The following is a 23,142-nucleotide window of genomic DNA, read 5'->3' as shown; positions in this document are numbered from 1 at the left end:
GCCCGCTCTAGGAGAGGCGAACGGCTTTGATAGTGGACATACTGCCTCACGCCCCCATGAAGGCACCGGCGCTGCGCCAGAGCATGTAGGCGGCGACGGCGAAGATCAGTATTGCGAAAACCAGCGTCAGCCGCCCGGTTTCCGCGCCGAGACGCCGCGCGAGCCGGGTGCCCGCCAGACTGCCAAACGCGCCGCCGATGATGAACAGGATCGCCAGCGGCCAATCGATAAGACCTGAAAAGGCATAATTCGCAGCGGTAGTCAGGCCGAAGGCGGTCACGGCGACCAGTGATGTGCCGACCGCGAGCAGGATCGGCATGCCCGTGGAGGCGACGAGGCCGGGCACGATCAGGAAGCCGCCGCCTATGCCGAAAAAGCCGGAGAACAGACCGGAACCGAGGCCGTAGCCGAGAACCTTGGGCGCCTTTTCCCTGTTGCATTCCGCGCCGGGATTGCCGGGATTGCCGCGCCCCTTGAGCATCAACGCGCCGACCAGCAGCATGACCAGCGCGAACAGGAACAGCAGCCGGTCGCCGTCGACCATCTTGCCAAAGGTCGAGCCACCCAGCGCGCCGACAATGCCCGCAGCCGCGAACATGCCCCCGCAGCGCCATTTGACATTATGCGCATAGGCATGATTGGCGAGGCCCGTCGCAGCATTGGCCGCGACCGCGAGCGCGCTGGTGCCGATCGCGACATGGGCGCTGGGCACGCCGACCAGATAGACCATCAACGGAACGGCGAGGATCGATCCGCCGCCGCCGACCAGTCCCAGGCTGAATCCGACCAGCGCCCCGGAGGCAATACCGAGCAGATATTGCAGCGGTTCGAGTGTCACCGCACCTGTCCGATCGGGCGCGGATCGGCCAGCCATTCGCGGCCTTTGAGCATCCCGTGCCAGTAGATCGGCGGCAGCATCCGATCCTTGAGGAACCAGGCGAGCCGCGAGGGCCGACGGCCATCAATCAGCCATGTCGGGAAGCTGGGCAGGAGCTTGCCCCCGTAACCGAACTCCGCCAGCACGATCCGCCCGCGCTCAACGGTAAGCGGGCAGGAGCCATAGCCGTCATAGCCCGCCTGCGGCTGTTTGCCGTCCAGGGCGGCGAGGACGTTCACCGCGACCACCGGCGCCTGCTTGCGTGCGGCCGCGGCGGTCTTGGCATTGGTGGTGGCGACGACATCCCCCAGCGCGAACAGGTTGGACCATATCGGATGGCGCAGGGTGGCAGGATCGGCTGCTACGAACCCGCTTTCATCGGCAAGCGGGCTGGACCGGATGAAATCCGGCGCGACCTGCGGCGGGACGACGTGCAGCATGTCGAAGGGCCGTTCGACAACCGTTTTTTCGCCGTCGCCGCCTTGCTCGAAACGGGCGACCCGCGCGGCGCCATCGACCCCGACCAGTTTCGAGCCGGGCCGGAAGTCGATGCCGTAGCGCTCGATATAGGTCATCAGCGCAGGCACATAATCGGCCACCCCGAACAGGGCTGGACCGGCGCTGTGGAACTCGACATCGATCCCTTCGAGCAGGCCGCGCTTCTCCCATTCGTGGCAGGAGAGATACATGGCCTTCTGCGGCGCCCCCGCGCATTTGATCGGCATGGGCGGCTGCGTAAACAGCGCGCGGCCCGGCGCTGCGCTGCGCACCAGCTCGTGCGTGTAGGGCGCGAGATCGTAGCGATAGTTGGAGGTGACGCCGTTGCGGCCGAGCGTTTCGGGGAGGCCGGGAATGGCGTCCCAATCGAGTTTCAGGCCGGGCGCGACGACCAGCGCGCGGTAGGCGACCATCGTTCCGTCGTCGAGCGCCACGCTGCTATTGTCCGGGTGGAAAGCGCTCACCGCCTGCCTGATCCAGTGCGCCTTACGGGGCATGACCTCCCCCATGGTCCGGCGCGTGGTCTGGGGATCGAACACGCCCGCGCCCACCAGCGTCCATCCCGGCTGATAATAATGCACGTCGGACGGCTCGATGATCGCGATCGAAAGATCACCCCGACGCTTGAGCAGGCTGGCGGCGCAAGCGATGCCCGCGCTTCCGCCACCGACGATCACCACGTCATAGGTCGCCGCGCTATTGTCGTTCAATGCCATGGCCGCGTTGTGCAACGCGGTCGAGCGCGCGCCCGATCGGCAGAAGGCCAGCACGGGCTTGGGGAGGCGGTCCAGCGCGGCCCGCATCGCCTGGGCATCGGCAGGGGCGATGTCGGGACTGGCGACCGGCACATGCATGAAGGCCAAGCCTTGCTCCAGCGCCGCATGTCCGAGCGCGGCGGCATCGGGTTGTCCCGGCTCCTCGCCGTCCGGGCGATTGCACAGCACCGAGCGGAACCCGGCCGCTACGATTGCGGGCATGTCCTCCGGTCTGACTTGCGGCGATACCGAGAAATCGGGGGCGATGGGGGTGATCGTTTCCATGAGGATTCCTCCGCTTGTGTCAGCGCTGCGCGGCCCAAAGACGATGAAGCAGCATTCCGGCGAACATCGCGGCCAGGAAGGGCAGAACCGCGAGGGGGGCGAGCGCGAGGTTGGCGATCGCCGGGCCGGGGCAAAGGCCCGCAATTCCCCACCCGACGCCGAACAGCAGCGCACCGACGGCCAGGGGCACATCGATGCGCCGCGTCGAAGGCAGGGCAAAATGGTCGCCGGAGGCGGCGCGGGGAAGGCGAGGTTGCAGGCGCCATGCAATCGCCATCGGCAGCAAGGCTCCTGCCATCACGAACGCCAGCGTCGCATCCCACGTCCCGAACAGGTCGAGGAAGCCGCGCACGCGCGCGGGATCGACCATCCCCGACAGGGCGAGGCCCGCGCCGAAGATCGTTCCGGCCAACAGGGCTATGAACGCGCGCATGTCAAACCCACCCGAAAGCGCGCATCGCCGCCACGGTGGCGAAACCGGCCGCCATGAACAGGCCGGTCGCGACCATGGAGCGCGGCGACAGGCGTGACAGGCCGCAGACGCCATGTCCGCTGGTGCAGCCGCTACCGAGCCGCGTGCCGAACCCGACAAGCAATCCGCCGATTATGAGGACCGGGAGCGAAGAGGGGAAGGTGACGGCGATCGGCCGCGCCGCCGCGATCAAGGCCGCCCCGACCGGCAGGCCGATGATGAAGGCCAATGCAACGGCCCGCGAATCCGAGCCGGTGATGCCGATCGCTTGCGCCGCGAGGCCGCTGACGCCAGCAATCCGGCCGATGCCCAGCAGCATCACGACCCCGGCGAGTCCGATCAGCAGCCCGCCGAGGAAGCCCATGCCGGGCGCCGCATTTGCGAACAGCGCGCTCATAGGGCGTCGAGCGGGATCTTGAGATAGCGTGTCCCGTTATCCTCCGGCTCCGGCATATGGCCGCCGCGCATGTTCACCTGAATCGACGGGAGGATCAGCTTGGGCATGTCGAGCGTCGCATCGCGCGCTTCGCGCATCGCCACGAAGCTATCTTCGTCGACGCCATCATGGACGTGCACGTTTTCGGCCCGTTCCTCTGCCACGGTGGTTTCCCAGCGATAGTTGTCACGGCCCGGCGCCTTGTAGTCGTGGCACAGGAACAGTCGGGTTTCGGCGGGAAGAGTCAGGAGACGGCGGATCGAGCGATAGAGCATCCGCGCGTCGCCTCCGGGAAAATCGGCGCGCGCCGTGCCATAGTCCGGCATGAACAGCGTATCGCCGACGAAAGCCGCATCCTCGATCACATAGGCAAGATCGGCGGGCGTATGACCCGGCACATGCAGCACGGTCGCGCTGAGGTTGCCGATCGAGAACTGGTCCCCGTCCTCGAACAGATGGTCGAACTGCGACCCGTCTCGCGCGAACTCGGTGCCTTCGTTGAACAGCTTCCCGAAAGTCGCTTGCACCGTCAGGATCGCCTTGCCGATGGCAAGTTTCCCGCCCAGCTTCTCTTGCAGATAGGGAGCCGCCGACAAATGATCGGCGTGGGCGTGCGTTTCCAGCAGCCATTCAACCTTCAAATTCTGTTCGCGGACATAGGCGATGATCGCGTCCGCCGATGCAAAAGCGGTGCGGCCAGCAGCAGCATCGTAGTCCAGCACGCTATCGATGATCGCCGCGTGCCGGGTTTCCGGATCGTGGACGACATAGCTGGCGGTGTTGGTGGCTTCGTCGAAGAAGGCCCGGATTTGCGGGACGCCCTTACAGGCTTCGCCGATCTGATGGGCCGCGCGTCGAATCGCTTCGTCCATGGCTCGTTCCTTGGTTTTCATAATTACAGAACTATGTAAGTATGTAATCGCATTGCGTCAAGGCGCATGAGATGCCAAGGATGACACCATGACGACGACGCCCGACGAACCTCTTTCCTCCCTGCGGCTTGGCGATTCTGCGCCCGATTTCGAGGCGAGGACGACCAAGGGGCCGCTGCGCCTGTCCTCGCTGCGCGGGAAATGGGTCGTGTTCTTCTCGCACCCCGCCGATTTCACGCCGGTCTGCACCACCGAATTTGTCGGCCTCGCCAAAGCGCAGGATCGTTTCGAGGAAATGGGCGGTATGCTGCTTGGCCTGTCCGTGGACAGCCTTTATGCTCATCTGGCCTGGCTCAAGGCGATCCGCGATCTATTCGAGGTCGAAATCCGCTTTCCGGTGATCGAAGATCCGTCGATGGCGATCGGGCGTGCTTATGGGATGATCGGGGAGGCGGCGCAGGACAGTTCCGGCGTCCGGGCGACCTATTTCATCGATCCCGATGGCGTGATCCGCGCGATCACCCACTATCCCATGAATGTCGGGCGTTCGGTCGATGAAATGCTGCGGATGCTCGCCGCGCTCCAGGCCGCGCACGCCGGCGACCGGCTCGCGCCCGAAGGGTGGCGCGCCGGTGAACCGCTGTTGCTGCCGCCTTCGGAGGAAACCGATAGCGGTGATTGGTTCTGCCGGAGTGCGCCGTGACCGCTCTCCATGCCGCGCGCGAGCTGGCGGACGCCGCTGCGGAAAAGCTGAAGGCTTACGCGCAACCCCAGCGCCTTATGATCCTCTCGCTTCTGCTGGAGCGTGGCGAGCAGTCCGTTTCGGCGATCGATGAAGCCACCGGCATCGGCCAGCCCGCCCTCAGCCAACAACTTGCCGAACTGCGCCGATCGGGCCTTGTGAGCACGCGCAAGCACGCGCGGCAGGTTTACTACAGCCTTGCCGACAGCGGGACGGAGCTTTGCGTGCGCGGGATCGAGGCCGTATTCGGTGCGGGCGATCTATCCGGTTTGCCGGGCTTGGCCACCGATGAGCGATCCGACCTTGTGCCCGGCGTGGCCCATTTCGCACGCGTTGTCGGCCGCTGAAGCTACCCGCTCAAAGTCCTCGCCGTTGTCGTTACCTTTACGCCCGATGGTTCCTGCGCAACCGCCGTAGCCCTGCTATCGCGATCACGATGATCCCTGCGCCCAAGGGAATAGCGTTTCCCCACAGCGAATATTGTGTCGGATCGGCGGGCGATGGCAAGAATGCATCTAGGCGGCCTGCTTGGTGAGCAGGCAAACGCGCGGCGATGCTCCCGTCTGATCGGATTACAGCCGTCTCGCCCGTCGGCGTCGCTCGGATGATCGGCAGACCTTCTTCGATCGCCCGGAGGCGCGCTTGCGCGAGATGTTGCTGTGGTCCGCCAAATCCGAACCAGGCATCATTGGACGGATTGAACAGAAAGGCCGGGCGATTTTCTGGATCGATCACCGCAGCCGGGAATATGATCTCATAGCAGATCGACACGCCGGCCCTGAGTTTCCGGATGTTCAAGGTCCGCGGGCCAGGCCCGGCAATGAAGTCGGTGTTGCCCGGCACCAGCCGCGACATGCCGAGACGTCCGAGAATGTTTGAAAATGGCAGATATTCGCCGAACGGCACGAGATGGGCCTTGTCATAGCGAACAAGGATGGCGCCGTCCGCATCGAGCACGAAGACACTGTTCGTCAGCCCCTTGTTTTCGGTCGTTCCTATTGCGCCTGTGAAAAGCAGATCTTGGGCACTCAAAGCCGATGTTGCTTGCCGCCTTAGGGCGAGGTCAATGTCCAACGGCTCTGTGATGGCCGCTTCGGGCCAGAAGATCAGTCGAGGTGCGTTGGAAAGCGGAGCCTTGGTCAAGGCCATGTATTTCATAAGCTGAGCGTCGGCTTCGCCGGGCCGCCATTTATCGGACTGGCTGATATTTCCCTGCACGACACTGATCGGGATGGAAGTGTCCGCGACCGTGCCTTTCTGGGGAAAAGCTAACCATGCCGTAATGATGCCGATCGTGGCGATGAGCGGACGCAGGCTGTCGCCGCGCGTGACGGCGGCAATCAGACCGCACAGCAGAATCGTGACGCCTGAGAGACCCAGGCCACCGATCACGGCCGCGCCTTGCGCTACGTGAGGTGCATCAAGCCAGATCGACGCTAGCGGGTTCCAGGGGAATCCGGTCAGCACGATTCCGCGCAGCCATTCTGCAATCATGAAGCCCGCCGACGCATGCACCGCGAAGCTGATCCCCGATGCTTTGCGCGTCACCGCATGGGCAAGGCCAAGCGCAAGCGCCCAATAAAGTGCGGTATAGGCGGAAAGGAGAGCGACCGCGATCCATCCTAGCCAGGGCGGCATCGCATCCTGAAAGGAAAAGGCGTGCGCCAGCCAAAACAGGCTCGCGATGCCGACGCCGACGCCGAACCACCAGCTCGCCGCGAGTGCAAGGCGCATCGTGCAGAAGGCGCTGGTCGTCCGTAGAAGCAGCACAAGGGACGCGACCGTGGCGGGCCAGAAACCAAATGGCGCAAAGCCCGTCGCTGCGACCGCACCGAGAGATATGAGGCCGACGCGCCGGGAAATTAATGCATCAACCCGTCCTATGATGCTCCGAATAAAAGCGGTCCTGGTCGATTGAGCGGATGCTGGCGCCGTTTCTGCCGAAGTCTCGGATTGCAAGCGTCCGCCCATGGACGAATTTGCAACCGGCAAGCTTAAGGCCGCCTTAGGCGCGTGTCTCCTAACGCCAGGATGCTGTATAGGACGACGCGGCAAGGCTTAAGATTGACGTAAGATTATAGGTTGAGGGGCATCGTTGCACGGGCGAGCCAAGAGACAGCGCAGGCGGGCTAGTGAAGCATCGAGTAAAATTGACCCGCCGAGAATTGATCCAGCTATCCGGTGTCGTAACGTTGGGCTTCGGAGTGAGCTTCATCCTCAGAAAGATGGCGCCTCTCGGTCGCGACGTATCGGGCAGCGATGTAGCGCAATCGCTTCTCCGCGATCAGGGCGCGCCGCGTGAAGGGCCACCCGAGGCGGACGTCACCGTCGCGGTCTTTACGGACTATCAGTGTCCTGCGTGCAAGATGGCCGAACCTCAATTTCGAATGGCGTTTGAAGAAGATCGCAATGTGGCGGTTATCTATAAAGACTGGCCGATTTTCGGACCTGTGTCGCAGCGCGCGGCACGAATTGCGCTCGCTGCTGATCGGCAGTCGATCTATCCGCAGGTTCATCATGCCTTGATGAGCGAACGCCGGGTGCTGGAGCCGGCGGTCCTGCGCGAAGTGGTCGAACGCGCGGGTGGCCAATGGGATCGGATCGAGCAGGATTTGAAGGACCATGCTCGCGAGATAGATGCGATGATGGCACAAACTGCGAAGGAGGCATTTGCGCTTGGCATTGCGGGAACGCCTGCATTCCTGATCGGCCCATCGCTGATTGAGGGAGCCTTGGACCGACAGGAATTTCTTCGTGCGTTTCGTGCCGCCCGAAAGTCCGCTTGATACCACTTTGTCGATGGCCATTGTGTCCGATAATTATGATTCTCGGACACAAGCTTGACGGTCGAGGAAGGGCGTTTTACCCTCCCTAAATGGCCTCTGAAGCGCCCGACCCCGACAGCACGCTGCCCGCGACGATCGCGCAACCGGCGCTCCCCGACATCCTGCGCGCCGAGGTCGAGCGCGCGGCCACCTATGCGAAGGCGTCGCGGTCGGCGGCAACGCAGCGCGCCTATGCTGCGGATTGGAAGATCTTCACCGCCTGGTGCGACGTTCGTGGATTAGAAAGCCTGCCCGCGACGCCCGCCGCAGTCGCGACCTTTCTCGCCTCCGAAGCCGATCGCGGTATCAAGGCCAACACGATCGGCCGTCGGCTCGCTGCAATCGGCTACCATCATCGGCAGGCCGGTATCGATCCACCGCAGGAGCGATCGGGTGCCGGCGCCATGTTCGAAGTGCTCGCCGGCATCCGTAATAGTCTGGGCACCCGCAAGGAGCGCAAGGCACCTGCCGATGCTGACGCGCTGAGCATGATGCTGGCGACGATCGAAGGCGACGACCTGCGCGCGCTGCGCGATCGCGCAGTGCTGGCGATCGGCATGGCGGCGGCGCTGCGCCGCTCCGAGCTGGTGGCGCTCTGGATCGACGATGTTGCATTACCGGCCGAGGGCCTGCGCGTGCTGATCGGACGGTCCAAAACGGATCAAACGGGCGAAGGCGCGGTAATTGCCATTCCCGAAGGTCGGCGCATCCGCCCCAAGGCGCTGCTGCTGGCGTGGATCAACGCCGCCATCGAGGCGGCGCGCGAATTGAACAATCCGCTCATCACCTTCGACGAGGGGCCGCTGTTTCGCCGGTTGACGCGCGGGGGTGCTTTGACCGCCGATCCTATGTCAGATCGGGCGGTCGCCCGTCTGGTCCAGCGCTGCGCGGCGGACGCCGGATTCGATCCTGTCGACTATGCCGGGCATTCGCTGCGTTCAGGCTTTCTCACCGAGGCGGCGCGGCAGGGCGCGAGCATCTTCAAGATGCGCGACGTCAGCCGTCATAAGTCCGTGCAGGTTCTTTCCGACTATGTGCGCGACTTCGAGATGTTCCGCGACCATGCCGGTGAGAAATTCTTGTAATGCCAATCGTGGATACCAAGAGCTTCAATGTCGGCATAACTGCTAGGTTGGGCTACCGGCTTTGGTCGATGCGGCGATATTCCGCGGGTGGCGACGGCCGTTTGTCATCGACAACCTTGCTTAGCACCTTCTGGACGAAATAGGCGTCGCTACCGGGAGCACTTTCCTTGCCGGCGCCCCGCTGCATCGCGGCCTCCGATCCAGTCCGCAGCCGAACAGGTTCAAAGGACTTCCCTTCGGCCAGCGCTCCGGCGATGCGCTCGCGGGCATTACGGATTATCTGATCCCTCAGTTCGGGTTTGTCGTGGAGCGCGTTGTTCAACACGGCCTCCATGAAGCGGAAATTGCTGTCGGCGGCTCGTTTGTTGGCTTCGCCACCCGGTTCCGGCTGCTTTTTCCGCGCCATGGCTACTTCTCCTGCCAGCGTCACCACCTAGCGATTGCGTTGCCGTTCTGGCGGTCGATGTTCGCGTTGCGGCGCCGGCGTCGGAGATCGTTGACGAGACGCCGCCGTGCGCCGCGCAGCCGGTTGTTCGGCTTCGCGTTCCGGGCCGCCCCGGACACGGGCGGGTTTGATATCCCGCCCCTGTCCGAGCTGATCGGCAATCTGTTCGCGCGCGATCCGCATGACCCGATCAGCGGTTTCCGGTGAAGTTTCGAGAGCGCGTCGGACTACAATGTCCATTGCGCGAAGCTGGCTCTGGGCGGCGCGCTCATTGCGGCGGGTCCGGTCGGCAACCCCGTTGGCCCTCTCCCGCTCCTCGCTGTTCCAGGGCGGCGTTCCCGGCTTGCGATCCGAATCTGGCGCATGGAGGCGTTTCTGATCGCTCAGATCACGCACCAGACCCGGATCGCGATCGCCGCGCTCGACATACCAGCGACCGACAAGCGCCATGTCATAATAATGATTGTCGGCGATCGCCGAGGCAATTTCCGCATGAGCACGGGATTTACCCGCAAAGCTGTCCATCGCGGTCATCGCTCGATCGACGCTTTGGGCGCCGCGCGTCCGGCTGTTGCTGTCATCCGCATACGTCCATGCCCAATCGGCCGAGGCGTAGGCTCTGTTCGCGGCCCGTGCTTCGGTAGGGTCTAATCCTGCCCGAAGCATGGTCACGCTAATCGCCCGATCGAGCGCTTCGGCCGTTGGCCGCCTATAGCCGTCAACCGGCGTCGGGAGGGATCGTGTCGGCGAGGAAGGGGGTATGTCCTGGGGCCGCGCCCTGTCGCGGGGCTGTGCTTCCCGGCTTGGTGCGGTATCTGTGTCCTGCGTCGGTTCAACGGGTGCTTCCCGCGCTTGTTGCCGCTCAGAAACCGGCGCGATGCTATTACGCGCCTTGTCATTCCTTATGCGGTCCAGCTCCTGTAAATCCCGGTCTGTCGGTTTATACCCCCGCACAGCTATCCCGCGCTCTGCCGCTTCGAACCACACCGCGCGGCGAAAAGTCTCGCTGCCCGCAACCTGAACCCGGTCCCAGCCTCGATGTTCGGCGACGGTGACGAGATCCTTGGCGACCTCACGGCTGTCATTATCGGTGACGAGCCGGTTGCCCCGGTCCTGAAAGGCGGGCTTGTCGGCTGTCGGCGTGCTGAAATAGGCGGGATCGCCCGTCCAGCGCGAAGGCTGGGTATAGTAGCGGCGCTGCACCGCTTCCGGCATATCACCGGCATTGAAGGAAGGATCGCGCGTTCGTTCGGCCCCGCTGCGCAGTTCGAGATTCGTGGCCGCGCGATCCCCTTTTTCCTCCTGCTGGGGTCGCTGACTATCTGGATCGCGGCGAAATACGCGGGTCAAGTCGGCCCAGATGCTATTTCGGCCGCCGTGTTGCTGTTCGCTCATCTTGCCGTCTCCTTCAGGCCGGCTCGCGCTGATCGGTTGCGCGTGCTATCATCTGTTCAACAAAGGCCCTGGCCTCGCCCTCGCTGGCACCTCTCTTCGGCACTTCGATATCGTCAAGCACCAGCGCGTTAGCGGGAATGACGACGTTCCCGCTAATCTCCGCGTCGGTCATCTCTCTATCTGGTATTTGGCCGGTATCCGCCTCGCCCGGCACATCGTTCGGAATTGGCGCAACGACCTTTTCTTTCTCATCCGCCGCGTTCGCCAGCGGCGGACCCGACGGAGCGGGGCGAGGAGCAGCCGGGCGAGCGTGAGCGGGCAACGGGTGCGCCTCGATTTCGGGCGGGCGCATTAGTCGGCGCTTAAGAACGGGCATCCGATAGTAGAACAGCTTTTTTGCCCGGATTGGCGGGATGCCAGCGCGCAGCACCAGCATGTCCTTGCGCGACATCTGCATCAATTCCTGCGGCATCAGTAGGGCGCGGCGCTGATCGCTTTCCGTGGTGCTGCGATTGGCGAGCAGGCCGTGTATCGTCAGGCTCTTTGATTTCGCCTTGAAGCTGTAGAAGCCCAATCGTTCCGATAGCTCCTTTGCCACGTCCAGCTCCTTGGGGGTGAAGGCGACTTCCACCCCGCAATTCGTTACGATCGACCGGGCGACCTGATCGCCATAGAGCGCGCGCAATTGGGACTGGCCCTGGATCACCGGCAGCAGACGGAACCCATAGCCCGCTATGAAGGAGAAACTGTTGGCGATCGTCATCGCGCGCCCGAGCTGCACAAACTCATCCAGCAAAGCGAGAACCTGCACTTTGAGCGTGCTGTCATCTTCGGGCAGCGTGCGGGTGTTGAGGTCGACAAGCTGTTGCAGCAGCAGATTATAAACCGGCGCCACACGCTCCATATTGTCGGGCGACACGCCGAGATAAAGCGACATTCGGCGACGACGCAGATCGCGCATATCGAAATCGCTCATTGAGGTCGCAGCGTCGACATAGGGGTTAAGCCATAGGCTGAGCTTCGAGGTTATGGTCTGCCGGACGCTGGAGAATGTGTTGTCCGACCCCGCCGTGAAATCAGCGATGGCATTGATGCAGGGCGTGGAGAGCCGGACCCCGGCCGTGGCCGCTTCCTCCACCAGCTTCGGCAGCGTCGTTTTCGGATCGCCCTGTGTCATCAGGCGGTAGATTTCGCCGATCGTGAATGGCCGATGCGGCATGGCGGCAATGTAGGCCCCTGTGCCAATGAAGCCGGTGCGGGCCGATTCCGCCCAGAACGGATCGCCTCTTTCCGGGCTGGGGAACAGCATCAGGGCAATCTTCTGCAATTCGTCGATAACTGCGACCTGATCGTCCCGATCTATATAGGCGAGTGGATTATAGCGCGACGTCCGCCCATCGGTGGTGAGCGGGTCGAACAGCCAGACTTCTTGCCCGCCTGCCTTGCGAAATCCTGCCGTCCGTTGCCAATTCTCGCGCTTCACATCGAGCACGACGACCGAATCCGGCCAATTCAGCAGGTTGGGAATGACGATGCCGACGCCCTTGCCCGACCGGGTTGGCGCTTCGAGAAGGACATGCTCGCTTCCTCCGAAGGTCAGGAAACGTCCGCCTTTGCGGCCGAGGATGATTCCGCGTTCGGCGCGTAGATCCTCGCCTGTGATTTCGCTCTCGCGGGCAAAGCGGGCCGCGCCATGGAGCGGCCGACGCTGCCGCAGGACGATCAGCCCGCCGACAGCACCGATCAGGCCCGCGACGCTGTAGCCTCGTAGCAACCAGCTCCGCAGCGCGGGATCGTCCCTGTAATACCAGAGCCAGGACGGGAGCACCGTGAGATCGATACCCGTGCGAAGCTGTTTCAGGCCCGCCAGTGCGACGACCAGCGCGATCGCCGTGGCGACGAGGACCGCGGCGAAGGCTCCGCCGCCAAACAGCAGCGCCCTACGCGCGGGCATCGATCCCGTCTCCCTGCGGCGCGAAGTGAACTTCCTCGACGCCGAACCGGCCCGCGTCCTTCCGGGTCTGGACAATGACGTCGACCAGCATTCGGAGCAGCCCGCGAATATCATCGCGCGCAAGATCGCGGCCGCCTTCCGATTCCTTGACGAGCAAGGTGAGCTGTTCAATCGCGCCGGCGGCCGACCCGGCATGGACGGTCGTGATCGAGCCGGGATGCCCGGAATTGACGTTCCGCAAATAGAAGAACGCGGTGCCGTCGCGCAGCTCCTGAAGGAGCACGCGATCGGGCCGCATCCGCAGGGCACTTTCCAGAAGCTGCTTGGGGCCGACCTTGGCAAGACCTTGCCCGTCATTGGCATAGACGAGGTGGACAGTATTGCGGTGTGGCACGACCAGTTCGCGCGTGTCCTCGATCGTGACTAGGCGCTCGCCATCGGGAATGAGTTGGACGAGCGCTTTGGCAAAGGTCGTTTTACCGGAGCCGGTCGCCCCGCTCACCAGGATATTCTTGCGCGACTGGACCGCGAGGCGGAAGAAGGCAGGCCAATCACCGGCATCGCGCAGCGCCAGCAACCGACGGTCCGCCTCCGATATGCCCTTGCCGCCAACGCGAGTCAGGGAAAACAACCCGCTATCGGCCAGATCGTCAATGCCAAGCGTGACCTGCGACGGCTTGCGGATTGTGAAGGAAGGCGTGTCGGCGGGCGCTACGGGTGGAATGACAATCTGGCAGCGCTCGCCACCCGGCAGGACGGTCGAGCAGATCGGCGAGGACGGCAAGATATCCTGGCGTGTATGTGCAGCAGCGGCGGTCGCAAGGGTCGTAAGCCACCCCGGCGTCAGCGCGGGGACGTCAAGCCAACGCCACCCCTGCCGGTCCTCGATACCGACCTCGCCGGGACGGTTGATGACCAGCTCCGTCACATCGGCCGGTGCGAGCAGCGGCGCGATCGGCTCCAGATAGTGCCGCAAGACCGAAATATCCGCTGTCATGGTGTCCGCCGAAGCTGAAGGCCATAGACATCAGCGAAGTTGAAATCCTTCGCGACGAAGATTGCCACTTCCTCGCCCTGGTTCTTTTTCAAGACCGGCCTGATCTGCATATTGTGCTGAAGCGCGATGCCAGCGGCGTCCGAAGGGACGCGCACGGTATTGTCCGCCTGATCGGCACCGGCGATTCTCTGTCCGGCAATATAGGCGGCATCATCGACCAGCGACATGAGCAATGCGCCGCCGAAGCGTGCCCAGAAGAACGTATCGACAGCTCCGGCTAATCCGGCGCGGCCAAGCGCGTCCGCTCCGGGCGAAGCCAGATCGATGCGAACACCTTGTGGCGTGACGGCGCGGGTCCACAGCACGAAAAGCCTGTTCTGGCCCTGCTGAAGCCCGCCGCGATATTCGCCGAGGATCTTGGTGCCCTTTTCCATAAGGACGACGCGACCATTTTCCGAGAACACATCGCGCGGAATGATGCACGAGACATAGCCCGGCTGTGCCGAGTTCATCGCGGTTTCGAGAATGCAGGGGATAAGCGTCCCGGCGGTGATAAGGAAATTCCGGTTCGGAAGCATCGAAGCGCGCGACTCTCCGATTGCCGACGACTGGCGCAGAAGATCGAGGGCATTGGGTGCCCGCCCCTCCCCATCAGTGCTGTTGTTCGCGCCTATGCTCGCCGGCATTGCAGTCGGGGCACCCGCTGCTTCTCCGGCCGTGGGCGTAGCCCATTGCCTGCCGCCATAGGCCACCAGCGTAGAGCGTCGGGCATTGTCGGCAAGGGTCGCGGCAGGATCGCGCGGCCCTTCCCCGGTCGCGCTCTGCGGTGGTGCTGAGGGGTCAATCGCCGGAACAGCCTGGCCTTCGGGGGGCGCCACCAATTGCGGGGGCGGCTGTATGCCGGTTCCGGTTACTCGCGGCGGCTCGTAGGCCACTACCTGACGGGCCTTGCTATCGGGTCGATCGGCATTGGCGTTGCGCGTCATCAGCGCACTTTCGCCATTGTTCCTGCTTGTGCCTGAGTTGACCCAGATGATGCCGATGACCATCGCCACGCCCGCGAGCACAAGGGCGCCGGTGCGCTTCGCAGGCGATATGGCGGTTACGGGCGTGATGCCACGATCGATCTCGGCCGCTTCGGGCGTCGGGTCGAGAATGCGGTCGCTGGGGGGTGTTTCCGGGGACTGCGATGCCATCAGTCGTTCCTCCGCTGCATGGTCCGGTCGACATGCGACGAGCCGGTATTGGTCCCGTAATCGACGCCCCATTGCGGCGGCGCCTGATTGTAGATGCACAGCACTTCGCGGCCGCGGCGTAACCGGAGCTGTTCGGCGACGGCGTGGACCACCACGAACTCATCGCGCACATCGAACGGGACGAGTGTTTCGCTGCCATCCGGCCTGACGAGGTAAATGGCGGGAATCTCCCGGTTCGCCGGGAAGCGAAGCACCGTGAACTGCCCATTGTCCGAAACTTCGGAAGGTTGGAGCGCGGTCGATCCCTGGACCTTGTAGGCCAGATTGCGCGGCCCCTCGATCACACCGCGATCGAGCGCGCCTTTGATCGCAGCGGCTTCGACGGCCGCAAGGCGCACGGCATCCTGCGTCGCCGCGAGACGGGCGGCGCGCTCCCGCTCATCCTCCGGATAGCGGAACCGGACCTGAAAGAAGGTGTTCGGCGATCCGGCCGTAATCGGGCCGCTTCTCGCGCTTAGCTCGAATGTGTAGTTGCGCAGCGTTCCCCCGCGCGACGTTGTGACGATCAGATTGGTGGCGCCGGCACGTTCGCGGGGCTTGAGAAACAATATATGCCCCGCCACCGCGACTTCCCAAGATACGGTGTCGCCGAGCGCCACATGCTCGATCGTTTCATCCGGCCCCAGCAGGATTTGCGTGGCCGTTCGGAAAGTGCCGACGATTCTATAGACCTCCCGCTCGTTGTAATCGACCCAACGCACGCGCGGGTCAGCCGGATCGGGTCGGGGCGTTTCGGCGGCCATCGCCGTCCCGCTCGCCAAGAGCGCCAGAATGAAGGCTGTCGTCCGGCCGATCATTGCGCCACCTCCGGATCGGCCCTGTAGGTGAGCACCTGAAAGCCCAAGGGGTTGCGATAGCGGTCCCCTTCTTCCATCGGGGCATTCGTGTAGGCAAAGCTGACTGTCGCGATCCAGTCGCTCGATGTCTCTTCGGCATCGACCCGAACAATGCGCGTGAAGCGGACATTGGCGACTTTGGAGTTGATGAAGGCGATGTTGCGCACGCGCGCGTCAACGACCGTGTTCGCGCCCCACTGATTGCGCGGGCTTTGCGGATTGGAGGGGCTGGCGGCTGCCTGCCAACGCTTCTGTTCCGAAGGATTCGAGAGAATGGCGACCTGTCGAAAATTCTCTTCTGCCGCCGATGCAAGCCAGCTTTCGCGCGTCCGAACATATAGCGCGAGGAAATATTTCGTGACGGCTTCATCATAGCCGATCGGTTTTGCGCCGGTGATGGCGGTCTGGACGTCCACCGCGCCGGTGGTCTGATTAACGCGGATGACGAACGGCTCCACCGTCTTAAGCGGGGCGAGCGCCGCGACCGCCAGCACCGCCGCACAGGCGACGATGCCCGCGATTCCGGCGATAATCCATGCGAGGCGGCGCGATCGAATTGCGTCGCGCACGCGATCCTGGTCCCAGCTCCGGGCTTCCTGAAAATAGGCCCGCAGCCCTTCAGCTTCGACGCCTTCAGCCATTATCCTCGCCCTCCGCAGGGGCGCAGCGAGGCAAGACGCGCCTTTTCATCGGTATCACGCGACGCGCCGGTCGCGGGTGGCGGGGGCGGTGCTTCATCGACGGCGCCGGGCGAGTTTGGGCGCTCTCCCCCCGGAAGCACGGTCCCATATATATTGACGTCGCGCAGGTGCTTGCCATCGCAGGTTGCGAGCTTTGGCGGGTTGGTCGATGCGCATCCGGTTGCCCCCAGCAGCGCGATCGCGGGCACGACGCCCAACGCTCCTCTCCCGAACCAATTCATCCCGCTTTCTCCTTTCATCTGGCGCGCAACGATCCGCCGCTCGCGATTCTGCCCCGGCCCAACATCCGACTTGCTCCACCGCCCACAGCGCGGCCCGCACGGGCCGCCTGGCCGATTCCTGCGGCCGTGTTGCCCGCGAAGTCCCCGACGCCGAGCGCGGCCCCCATGGCGATCCCCGATGCGATCGTCGGCGCCAGCAGGAAGAAGATGGTTCCCAGAATGAGATAGGCCGCGAAAAGGGCCGCTCCGACCGTCACATCGACTATTCCCTGCGACTGCGAGAGCGCGGTTTCGCCGAGATCCGTGATGAGTGAAGTGATCGCGATGATGACGCCCATCAGGACCAGATAGTTGAACGCCTGGCTGAGCCAGCCATAGAACATCCGGCGCGTGGCCTCGAACAACGCGAGCGCGATGAACAGCGGTCCCAAAGCGATGATGATCGCCAGCGCCACCTTGGCAAAGACGGTCACGGCGAAGCCAATCGCAGCGGACAGGCCCGCCAGCACGTTCAGGGCCAGCGCGACCAGATAGAGGACGAGCTTCCAAGGATTGATGTCATAGTAAGTCGCCGCTTCCTCCCTGATCCGGAGGATCAGCGCGTCGGCCTGCGCATAATAGTCGTCAAACGCCGCGCCTACGCTGTCGATCGTCTTGCCTGCGAGCGCCTGGGCGATGGCGTCGGGCATCGAATGGAACAGCGGTTGGGTAATCCATTCCGAATAGGCGACGGTCGTTGCGGCCAGATAGAGAATGCAGAGCTTCACCATCCGATAGAACAATTCGCTCCACGGCTCCGAAATAACGCCACGCATCACCGCATAGCCATAAAGAACGATGTAGATGGTGAGGCCGACCGCCAACGGCCCACGGATGACGTCGACCATATTGGTCAGCCGTTCGTTGAGGAACAGGTCGAGCTTCCCGTCGATATTATCGTAGATGCTTTCAAACAGGTGGCTCGCCATTCACTCGCCCCCTATTGTCCGAGCGAACCGCGCGCCTTGCGCAAGATGTCGACATCCGCCGCGTTCGCGCACTCCTGCGGCACATTATGGGTTCCGTCGGCGCACGCCTTCAGCACAGCGGCCAATTCGTCTGGGTGACGCTCGAAATGGTTCTTGCCGCGCGGCTCCGGCGAGCAGGCGGCCGCGGCCAGAGCAAGCGCGACGGTGGTGAGGGGCAAGAAGGCGCGCATCACGGCTTGCTGAGACTTTCATAGGCTTGCGACAGAATGCGTTCCGATTCCTGCTGCGCGCGAAGCCGTTCGCCGGCGGCCTGGCGCATCGCCACCGCCTGCAATTGCATGGCGTCATTCTGGATATGCGCGTTTTCCACCCCGATCCGGGCCTGGATATCGAGCACGTCCTTGGCGTCGGTTGCGCCGTCGAGCGCGCCCCGCAATTCCTCCAGTCCATCCGTGCGCTTCCGCGTCACGTCATAGGCTGATTCGGCGAGCGCCGCGTCCCTTGCCGCGTCGTTGCCCATGGTATCGAGCCGGCCGCGCGCATCGAAGGATGCTTCCGGCGTGCCAGCCGCGAGCGTCGGCAAGTTGACGCGCCCGGCATTGCGGATCGTCGTCGCTCGATTGCCGATGGCGCCCAGCCCGTCAGGCCCCTCGTTCATCAACACGGCGATGTCCCGTGCTTCGGGGGGAAGCCACCGGCGCACGGCGTCTTGACTCAGCGATGTCGCAATGCCGTTCACATCGGTCACTTTGTTGAGGCTTCCGAACAGCGCCTGCGCCTCGCTGATTTGCTGCTTGCCCTGTTCGATCATCGAAAGCGTGTTTTTCACGGTGGCAAGCGCCTGAGCGAAGCCGCTTTGGTCATAGACCGGAATGCCCTGTGCGGCCGCAGGGGTCGCCGCCATGGCCGCGAGCACGCCGGCCGCCATCAATGGTTTGCGCATGATCGTCATCCTTTTGAGACTTTGGGCGAGCGCCGCCGCTGGTGAAAAATGGGAAGCCAGATCGCCGGATCGTCGCCGACTTCGGCACGGATGGCATCGAGAAGGGCGACCGTCTCCGCCGTGCCCGAGAGCACGGCCAATTCATCGTCGAGACCGCCAAGGTCGAGTTCGACAACGATGGAATCGTGCCCCTGCTTGACGAGGAACCGCCGCTGTTCCGGAATCAACTCGTGGCGGATCAGGTCATATTCCTTCCGCGTCAGACCGAGGCCCTTGATATAGTCGTCGGGATTGCCGTTTGGGTTGGGCAGGATGATCTTCGTCGCCATCTGCTCGATGATGCTGTGGGCGATCGGCGATTTGAGCGTGTCGGCCGGACTCTGTGTGCCGAATACGAAGAAGGCATTGAGCTTGCGGTAGGTTTTCAGGCCATCCTGCGCAAACTCCTGAAATCCCACGTCCTCCAGCGGCCGCCACACCTCATCAATGTCGAGCACAAGCGGTTGACCAGTCAGCAACGCATCGATCCGGTGGAACAGGTAGAGCATCACCGGCGACCGGATTTCAGGATTTTCGAGGAAATCCGTCATGTCGAAGCCGATGAAGCGCGCATCGAGACTGAGCGCGTCCTTCTCATTGTCGAACACCCATCCCAGCGCCCCGCCCTGGCACCATTTTTCAAGGCGCGCGCCGATGCCTTCGGCGTCACGCTGTCCGAGAAGCTGGCGCAGCGCACCGAACGAGCGCTGATCGGCAGGCAGGCGGGAGAGCGACACCAGACCGTCGCTGATCCGGCGCTCCTCGGTTACGTTGAGCGTGCCGTTGCGCGGCGTGACGAGCTGGCGGATCAGCTTTTCCAGAAACACGAGATTGCGCGGGCTATCGTCGAGGCCCTTGAGCGGCGCGAAGCCGGTTGGTTCACCGTTGCGCAGAGTCAGATAGGTGCCGCCGCTGGCACGGACATAGATTTCCGCGCCGCGATCCTTGTCGATGAATATCTGTTGCGCGCCTGTCTTTTCGAGCTGCGCCATAAGGAAGTTCTGCACCACCGTCTTGCCGGTGCCGGTCGGGCCGATAATCAGCGTGTGGCCGATGTCGGCGCGGTGGAAGTTGAAATAATAGGGCGATTGCGCGGCCGTCTTGAGCAGCGCCACCGCCTGCCCCCAATGGTTCCCGCTAGCCTTGCCGCTTGGATAGGTGTGGAACGGCGACAGCGCCGCGAAATTGCGCGATGTGATCGCAGCAGGCCGCGAGCGCCATGCGAAGTTGCCGGGGAGCTGCGACCAGAAGGCAGCTTCCAGCGCCGGTCCTTCGCGGGCTGAGACGAGGCCCGCATCGGCCAGCGCTGCGCGCGCACCGGAAAGATTATCGTTCAGGCGCCGGATGCTGTCGCCGAACACCGCCAGCGAAAAATGATGCTCGCCCAGCACGAAGCGATTGCTTTGCAGATCATCGGCGGCTGCGATCAGATCTTCGGCTTGGCTGGACGCGGCATCTTCGGTCGATGCCATCTGGTTTTGTCGGCGCCGCAAACGCTCCGCAGCCCGCGCCTTGCCCATGAACGCGAAGGATTGGGACACGACGAGCGGGAAATCCGCGCTCAGCAGCGCGTTCAACTGGCCAGGACGGGTTGCTGCCGGATATTCCCGAATGCCGAACATGCCGATGTAGCGGCTGCGATCATGGGCGCGGACCTCGATCGTCTCGCGACCGAAGATCAGCCGTTCGCCATAGAGCGCGCCGCCTAGATGACCGCGCACCAGGGGCACGCGCCGATGCGTCCCCATCATCACCATTTCCAGAACCTCCATCGGCTCTGAAAACATGATGCCGCCATGTTCATAGGTGCCGAGACGGCGGGGGGCACAGCGCCCCAGCAACTTTACCGTATCGCGGGCCTTCTCCTCGAAGCGGAGCAGTTCGTCCGCGTCGATTTCCTCATCTTCACGCCGGGCTTGCGATATCCGCTTGAGAAGCACGGCCGTTCGATCCGCCGATCCAGCGGCAGGGCGCATCACAAGGGTCAGATAGATTTCATTGACGAACATCCGCCGCGCCGTGACCCGCTCGCGATAGCGGGCATCGAGCGCTGCGGCGAAGGCAGACCGGAAACGACCTTCGGGATAATCGGCGACATCATGGCGGACGATATGCGTCCAGAGCGCAAGGCGATCATCGGCGATGTTGCGCAACACGCCGTTCAGCTTTTCATGCCAGTCGTTGAGATCGGCGGGATCAGCCGTCTCGAACGACAGGCCGTCTAGCCGGAACATGGTCATCAGGTCGCGGTTTTCGAGCGCGACGACATGCGGATCTACATGCCGGACATAGGGCAGATAGCGGCCCGGCTCGGTTTCGTTTCGCAGGACGCGCCACGGCGTCCGCTCCGCTACCCCTCCCCTAGCCATGATGGAACCCCCGGCGCTTGAGGCCCGCGACGGGCAGCGGCGAATAGGAGCTTCCGCCCCACCATATCCGATTACGGCAACGCGCCTTGGTGCGGGTCCAGAGCATGAGCAGCCGGAAGGCATTGGCATCGTGGCGCACGACAAGCCGCGCGACTGCGAAGGCGGCACCGCCGAACGCGAGCGCATAGAGGGGATTGCCCGTGATGATGAGCGTCACGCAGGCGGCGAGCGCGATCGGCAGCGATGCCTCGATCGGCACGCCCAACCACATCGTCGGCCGCGTGACGGCGAGGAACAGGATTTCCTCTCGCAACCTTTCCTGATCGCTGGACGGGTTAGCCGCGCGCACGGGATCAGCCCCCCGTAATCGTATCGACTATCCACTCCGCGCTGAACACGATGAATATGCCGACAATGACGGTAACGAGAAGAGGCAGGCTGGCGCGGCCCGTGAAGAACATGAAGCCGACGATCACGACCGCAATGACCGAAATGGTCTTGGCAAACGTGCCAGTCAGCCAGGAAAGGATGTTCTGCGCCATTGACGTGATGCCGTCAGCCGCCTGCGCATAGGCGGGATCGGTCATCACCATGCTCACCGCAGCGGCAAGCACGAGCAAGCCAAAGCATCGTTTGATCGCCGGGAGATTGACCGGCAGCGGACGGGCGACGCGCGGGAAGGTCATTGCATCATTTCTCCTTGAAGCTCCTCGGCTTCCTTGGGGCGGCCGAAGATGAGCGCTGGCGCGGCGGGCCGCGCGAACACGTCCCATGCGGGTGCGGCTTGAACGACCTGGGCAGGCGCCGGGGATAGCGCTGGCGCGAGCGCGGGAGAGCGCCCCTCCCCTCTCGCAGCCGCTGGCGGCGGGGCCGGTGTCGCCGTGCCAAGTCCACGCGTGACAATCGCGGCCGAGCGGTAAACGCGCGCCACATAGCCGTTGGCAAATCCCCGGCGCGGCTTCCCGGTATTATAAAGCGAAAGCGCGATCCCCATTGCTTCCGGCCCACTCGCGCCCCCGCGCGCGGCGGTGCTGTAATTCAGGCTGATAACGCGCGCGGCCGCTGCGAGATTTCGGCAAGGATCGAATGTGTCCTCGACGCTCAGGCCGAGCCATCCAAGATTGTTACTGTTGATCTGACCAAGACCCAGATCGACGCTGTAGCCTGCGGCGATATAGCTCCGGGCTAGTGCCGCGGCGTCGGCCGCGCTGGTGGCAGGCCGCAGCTTGGGGCCGCCATTGACGTTGATCGCCAGCGTATCGAGTTCGCTTTCCGCATGAGCAATCGCGAGGATCGTCGCCGGGGCCACCGACGGGGCGCATTGCCGCGCAAGATCGAGGGCTATGGCGAGCGAAACGATCATTGCGAGCCGACCTCGCCCATCGCTTCGCTTGATGCCGCTTGCTCGATGCCGGCGAGCGAATAGGTTACGATCCGCCCGTCGGAATAGGTCATTTCGACCCGGCGCCGCGTGCTGCTGTCCTTATTGCGCACCTTCGTTTTGACGACGCCGCCCGCCGTGCAGGACGGAAAAGCCTTGCCCAACGCGAGTTGACGCCACAGCTTCGAGATCGGCGGAACGCATTGCTGATATTGTGTCGGCCCGCCCGGATTGGAGAGGCACAACAGAACCTGACAGCCAAAGTCGCTTGCGAGGGCCGGTGCAGGCGCAAACGTGGCGAGCAGCGCTACGCTTGCTGAGACGGCCAGAAGCTTTCGCATCTCTCCTCCCCCTTCTTATGGGCAATCTGTCGTTGTAACATAATAGCCCTATTGTTTTACAAGGGCAAGCGTCGTTACACAGGCATAATTGCTATCAAGAGTCGGGAGTCGGGGGAGACAGAGAGGATGAGCCTGCAATGTCCGCATGAAGTCGGTAATGATGCGGAAAGTTGTTATCGTTCTTCCGTGCTGGGTCAGAGTAAAGCACCGAAGATATCAATAGAGGTTATCGCGTCTCTCGCGGCGGCATCTATACGACGATCGCCCCCAAACGGCGATCTGCGGCTAACATGGTTCCCTGATCTAGCTTGTTTCGCTGCCACTATCGCCGATGGCACGAATCTTCGTGGAGCATATCGCCAAAAGCACGAGGATTCGCGGGTGGTCATCCAAGGCCGCTCCGGCGATGTCTCGACCATGCACAGCCATACCCTCCTGATTCTCGCGAA

The 23,142-nt window shown here is 63.3% G+C and carries 26 protein-coding genes; 4 read left to right on the top strand and 22 right to left on the bottom strand.

The genetic code is table 11. The features are described from left to right. Positions 1-46 precede the first annotated feature (46 nt). Genes QOL62_RS16505 through QOL62_RS16485 form a run of 5 tightly spaced genes read right to left on the bottom strand, consistent with a single transcriptional unit; the run spans position 47 to position 4,195 of the window. Positions 47-838: a sulfite exporter TauE/SafE family protein gene (locus tag QOL62_RS16505; protein WP_257542401.1), complete on the bottom strand. Its 792-nt coding sequence runs from the start codon at positions 836-838 to the stop codon at positions 47-49. Next, positions 835-2,415 (bottom strand): bifunctional protein tyrosine phosphatase family protein/NAD(P)/FAD-dependent oxidoreductase, encoded by a 1,581-nt coding sequence (locus tag QOL62_RS16500; RefSeq protein ID WP_257542404.1) that lies wholly within the window; start codon positions 2,413-2,415, stop codon positions 835-837. Before QOL62_RS16500 ends, QOL62_RS16505 begins: the two co-directional genes overlap by 4 nt. A 19-nt stretch (positions 2,416-2,434) precedes the next feature. Beyond that, entirely contained in the window at positions 2,435-2,848 is a 414-nt protein-coding gene (locus tag QOL62_RS16495) for a DUF6691 family protein (protein ID WP_257542406.1), read from the bottom strand. 1 nt (position 2,849) lies between these two features. Then, complete coding sequence (locus QOL62_RS16490; protein WP_257542408.1) at positions 2,850-3,284, bottom strand: YeeE/YedE family protein; 435 nt, start codon at positions 3,282-3,284, stop codon at positions 2,850-2,852. Further along, entirely contained in the window at positions 3,281-4,195 is a 915-nt protein-coding gene (locus QOL62_RS16485; RefSeq protein ID WP_257542410.1) for an MBL fold metallo-hydrolase, read from the bottom strand. The genes QOL62_RS16490 and QOL62_RS16485 overlap by 4 nt, the downstream gene beginning before the upstream one ends. Before the next feature lie 88 nt (positions 4,196-4,283). Here QOL62_RS16485 and QOL62_RS16480 point away from each other — a divergent pair, with 88 nt between their 5' ends. Then, on the top strand, positions 4,284-4,898 hold the full coding sequence (locus QOL62_RS16480; protein ID WP_257542412.1) for a peroxiredoxin: 615 nt from the start codon (positions 4,284-4,286) through the stop codon (positions 4,896-4,898). After that, positions 4,895-5,284, top strand: a complete 390-nt coding sequence (locus tag QOL62_RS16475; RefSeq protein WP_257542414.1) for an ArsR/SmtB family transcription factor — start codon at positions 4,895-4,897, stop codon at positions 5,282-5,284. The genes QOL62_RS16480 and QOL62_RS16475 overlap by 4 nt, the downstream gene beginning before the upstream one ends. 37 nt (positions 5,285-5,321) lie before the next feature. Here the strand turns inward: QOL62_RS16475 and lnt are convergent, their stop codons facing one another. Beyond that, positions 5,322-6,908: an apolipoprotein N-acyltransferase gene (lnt, locus tag QOL62_RS16470; protein WP_257542417.1), complete on the bottom strand. Its 1,587-nt coding sequence runs from the start codon at positions 6,906-6,908 to the stop codon at positions 5,322-5,324. Positions 6,909-7,069: 161 nt separating this feature from the next. Between lnt and QOL62_RS16465 the strand changes: the two genes are divergently transcribed. Next, positions 7,070-7,723: a DsbA family protein gene (locus QOL62_RS16465; protein WP_283407012.1), complete on the top strand. Its 654-nt coding sequence runs from the start codon at positions 7,070-7,072 to the stop codon at positions 7,721-7,723. A gap of 89 nt (positions 7,724-7,812) precedes the next feature. Further along, a complete protein-coding gene (locus tag QOL62_RS16460; RefSeq protein WP_257542421.1) occupies positions 7,813-8,847 on the top strand; it encodes a site-specific integrase in 1,035 nt (344 codons plus the stop codon). 52 nt (positions 8,848-8,899) lie between these two features. Here the strand turns inward: QOL62_RS16460 and QOL62_RS16455 are convergent, their stop codons facing one another. Genes QOL62_RS16455 through QOL62_RS16380 form a run of 16 tightly spaced genes read right to left on the bottom strand, consistent with a single transcriptional unit; the run spans position 8,900 to position 22,693 of the window. Continuing rightward, on the bottom strand, positions 8,900-9,253 hold the full coding sequence (locus QOL62_RS16455) for a hypothetical protein (protein ID WP_257542423.1): 354 nt from the start codon (positions 9,251-9,253) through the stop codon (positions 8,900-8,902). A 27-nt stretch (positions 9,254-9,280) separates the two neighbouring features. Continuing rightward, a complete protein-coding gene (locus tag QOL62_RS16450; RefSeq protein ID WP_257542425.1) occupies positions 9,281-10,687 on the bottom strand; it encodes an LPD7 domain-containing protein in 1,407 nt (468 codons plus the stop codon). 13 nt (positions 10,688-10,700) lie between these two features. Next, a complete protein-coding gene (locus QOL62_RS16445) occupies positions 10,701-12,641 on the bottom strand; it encodes a type IV secretory system conjugative DNA transfer family protein (protein WP_283407011.1) in 1,941 nt (646 codons plus the stop codon). Further along, positions 12,628-13,638: a P-type DNA transfer ATPase VirB11 gene (virB11, locus tag QOL62_RS16440; protein ID WP_283407010.1), complete on the bottom strand. Its 1,011-nt coding sequence runs from the start codon at positions 13,636-13,638 to the stop codon at positions 12,628-12,630. The genes QOL62_RS16445 and virB11 overlap by 14 nt, the downstream gene beginning before the upstream one ends. Then, a complete protein-coding gene (gene virB10, locus QOL62_RS16435; RefSeq protein WP_283407009.1) occupies positions 13,635-14,834 on the bottom strand; it encodes a type IV secretion system protein VirB10 in 1,200 nt (399 codons plus the stop codon). The genes virB11 and virB10 overlap by 4 nt, the downstream gene beginning before the upstream one ends. Then, on the bottom strand, positions 14,834-15,691 hold the full coding sequence (gene virB9, locus QOL62_RS16430; RefSeq protein WP_283407008.1) for a P-type conjugative transfer protein VirB9: 858 nt from the start codon (positions 15,689-15,691) through the stop codon (positions 14,834-14,836). The genes virB10 and virB9 overlap by 1 nt, the downstream gene beginning before the upstream one ends. Next, entirely contained in the window at positions 15,688-16,371 is a 684-nt protein-coding gene (locus tag QOL62_RS16425; RefSeq protein WP_283407007.1) for a VirB8 family type IV secretion system protein, read from the bottom strand. Before QOL62_RS16425 ends, virB9 begins: the two co-directional genes overlap by 4 nt. After that, positions 16,371-16,652 carry a hypothetical protein gene (locus QOL62_RS16420; protein WP_283407006.1) on the bottom strand — a complete coding sequence of 94 codons (282 nt, stop codon included), beginning with the start codon at positions 16,650-16,652 and terminating at the stop codon, positions 16,371-16,373. Before QOL62_RS16420 ends, QOL62_RS16425 begins: the two co-directional genes overlap by 1 nt. A 14-nt stretch (positions 16,653-16,666) precedes the next feature. Then, positions 16,667-17,620 carry a TrbL/VirB6 family protein gene (locus tag QOL62_RS16415; RefSeq protein ID WP_283407005.1) on the bottom strand — a complete coding sequence of 318 codons (954 nt, stop codon included), beginning with the start codon at positions 17,618-17,620 and terminating at the stop codon, positions 16,667-16,669. Positions 17,621-17,631: 11 nt separating this feature from the next. Then, positions 17,632-17,850, bottom strand: coding sequence for an EexN family lipoprotein (locus QOL62_RS16410; RefSeq protein WP_283407023.1), 219 nt, complete (start codon positions 17,848-17,850; stop codon positions 17,632-17,634). Further along, a complete protein-coding gene (locus QOL62_RS16405) occupies positions 17,850-18,563 on the bottom strand; it encodes a TrbJ/VirB5 family protein (protein WP_283407004.1) in 714 nt (237 codons plus the stop codon). The genes QOL62_RS16410 and QOL62_RS16405 overlap by 1 nt, the downstream gene beginning before the upstream one ends. A gap of 5 nt (positions 18,564-18,568) precedes the next feature. Continuing rightward, positions 18,569-20,971: a VirB4 family type IV secretion/conjugal transfer ATPase gene (locus QOL62_RS16400; protein ID WP_283407003.1), complete on the bottom strand. Its 2,403-nt coding sequence runs from the start codon at positions 20,969-20,971 to the stop codon at positions 18,569-18,571. Next, entirely contained in the window at positions 20,964-21,320 is a 357-nt protein-coding gene (locus QOL62_RS16395) for a VirB3 family type IV secretion system protein (protein ID WP_257542444.1), read from the bottom strand. Before QOL62_RS16395 ends, QOL62_RS16400 begins: the two co-directional genes overlap by 8 nt. 4 nt (positions 21,321-21,324) lie before the next feature. Then, the gene (locus tag QOL62_RS16390) at positions 21,325-21,657 is read right to left on the bottom strand and encodes a TrbC/VirB2 family protein (protein ID WP_257542446.1); all 333 of its coding nucleotides are present in this window, start codon (positions 21,655-21,657) and stop codon (positions 21,325-21,327) included. Continuing rightward, entirely contained in the window at positions 21,654-22,334 is a 681-nt protein-coding gene (locus QOL62_RS16385) for a lytic transglycosylase domain-containing protein (protein ID WP_257542448.1), read from the bottom strand. The genes QOL62_RS16390 and QOL62_RS16385 overlap by 4 nt, the downstream gene beginning before the upstream one ends. Beyond that, positions 22,331-22,693 carry a hypothetical protein gene (locus QOL62_RS16380; protein ID WP_257542450.1) on the bottom strand — a complete coding sequence of 121 codons (363 nt, stop codon included), beginning with the start codon at positions 22,691-22,693 and terminating at the stop codon, positions 22,331-22,333. The genes QOL62_RS16385 and QOL62_RS16380 overlap by 4 nt, the downstream gene beginning before the upstream one ends. Between the last annotated feature and the right edge of the window lie 449 nt (positions 22,694-23,142).

Source organism: Novosphingobium panipatense, assembly GCF_900182875.1.
Taxonomy (GTDB): domain Bacteria; phylum Pseudomonadota; class Alphaproteobacteria; order Sphingomonadales; family Sphingomonadaceae; genus Novosphingobium; species Novosphingobium panipatense.
This window is presented reverse-complemented; position numbering and strand designations above follow the sequence as displayed.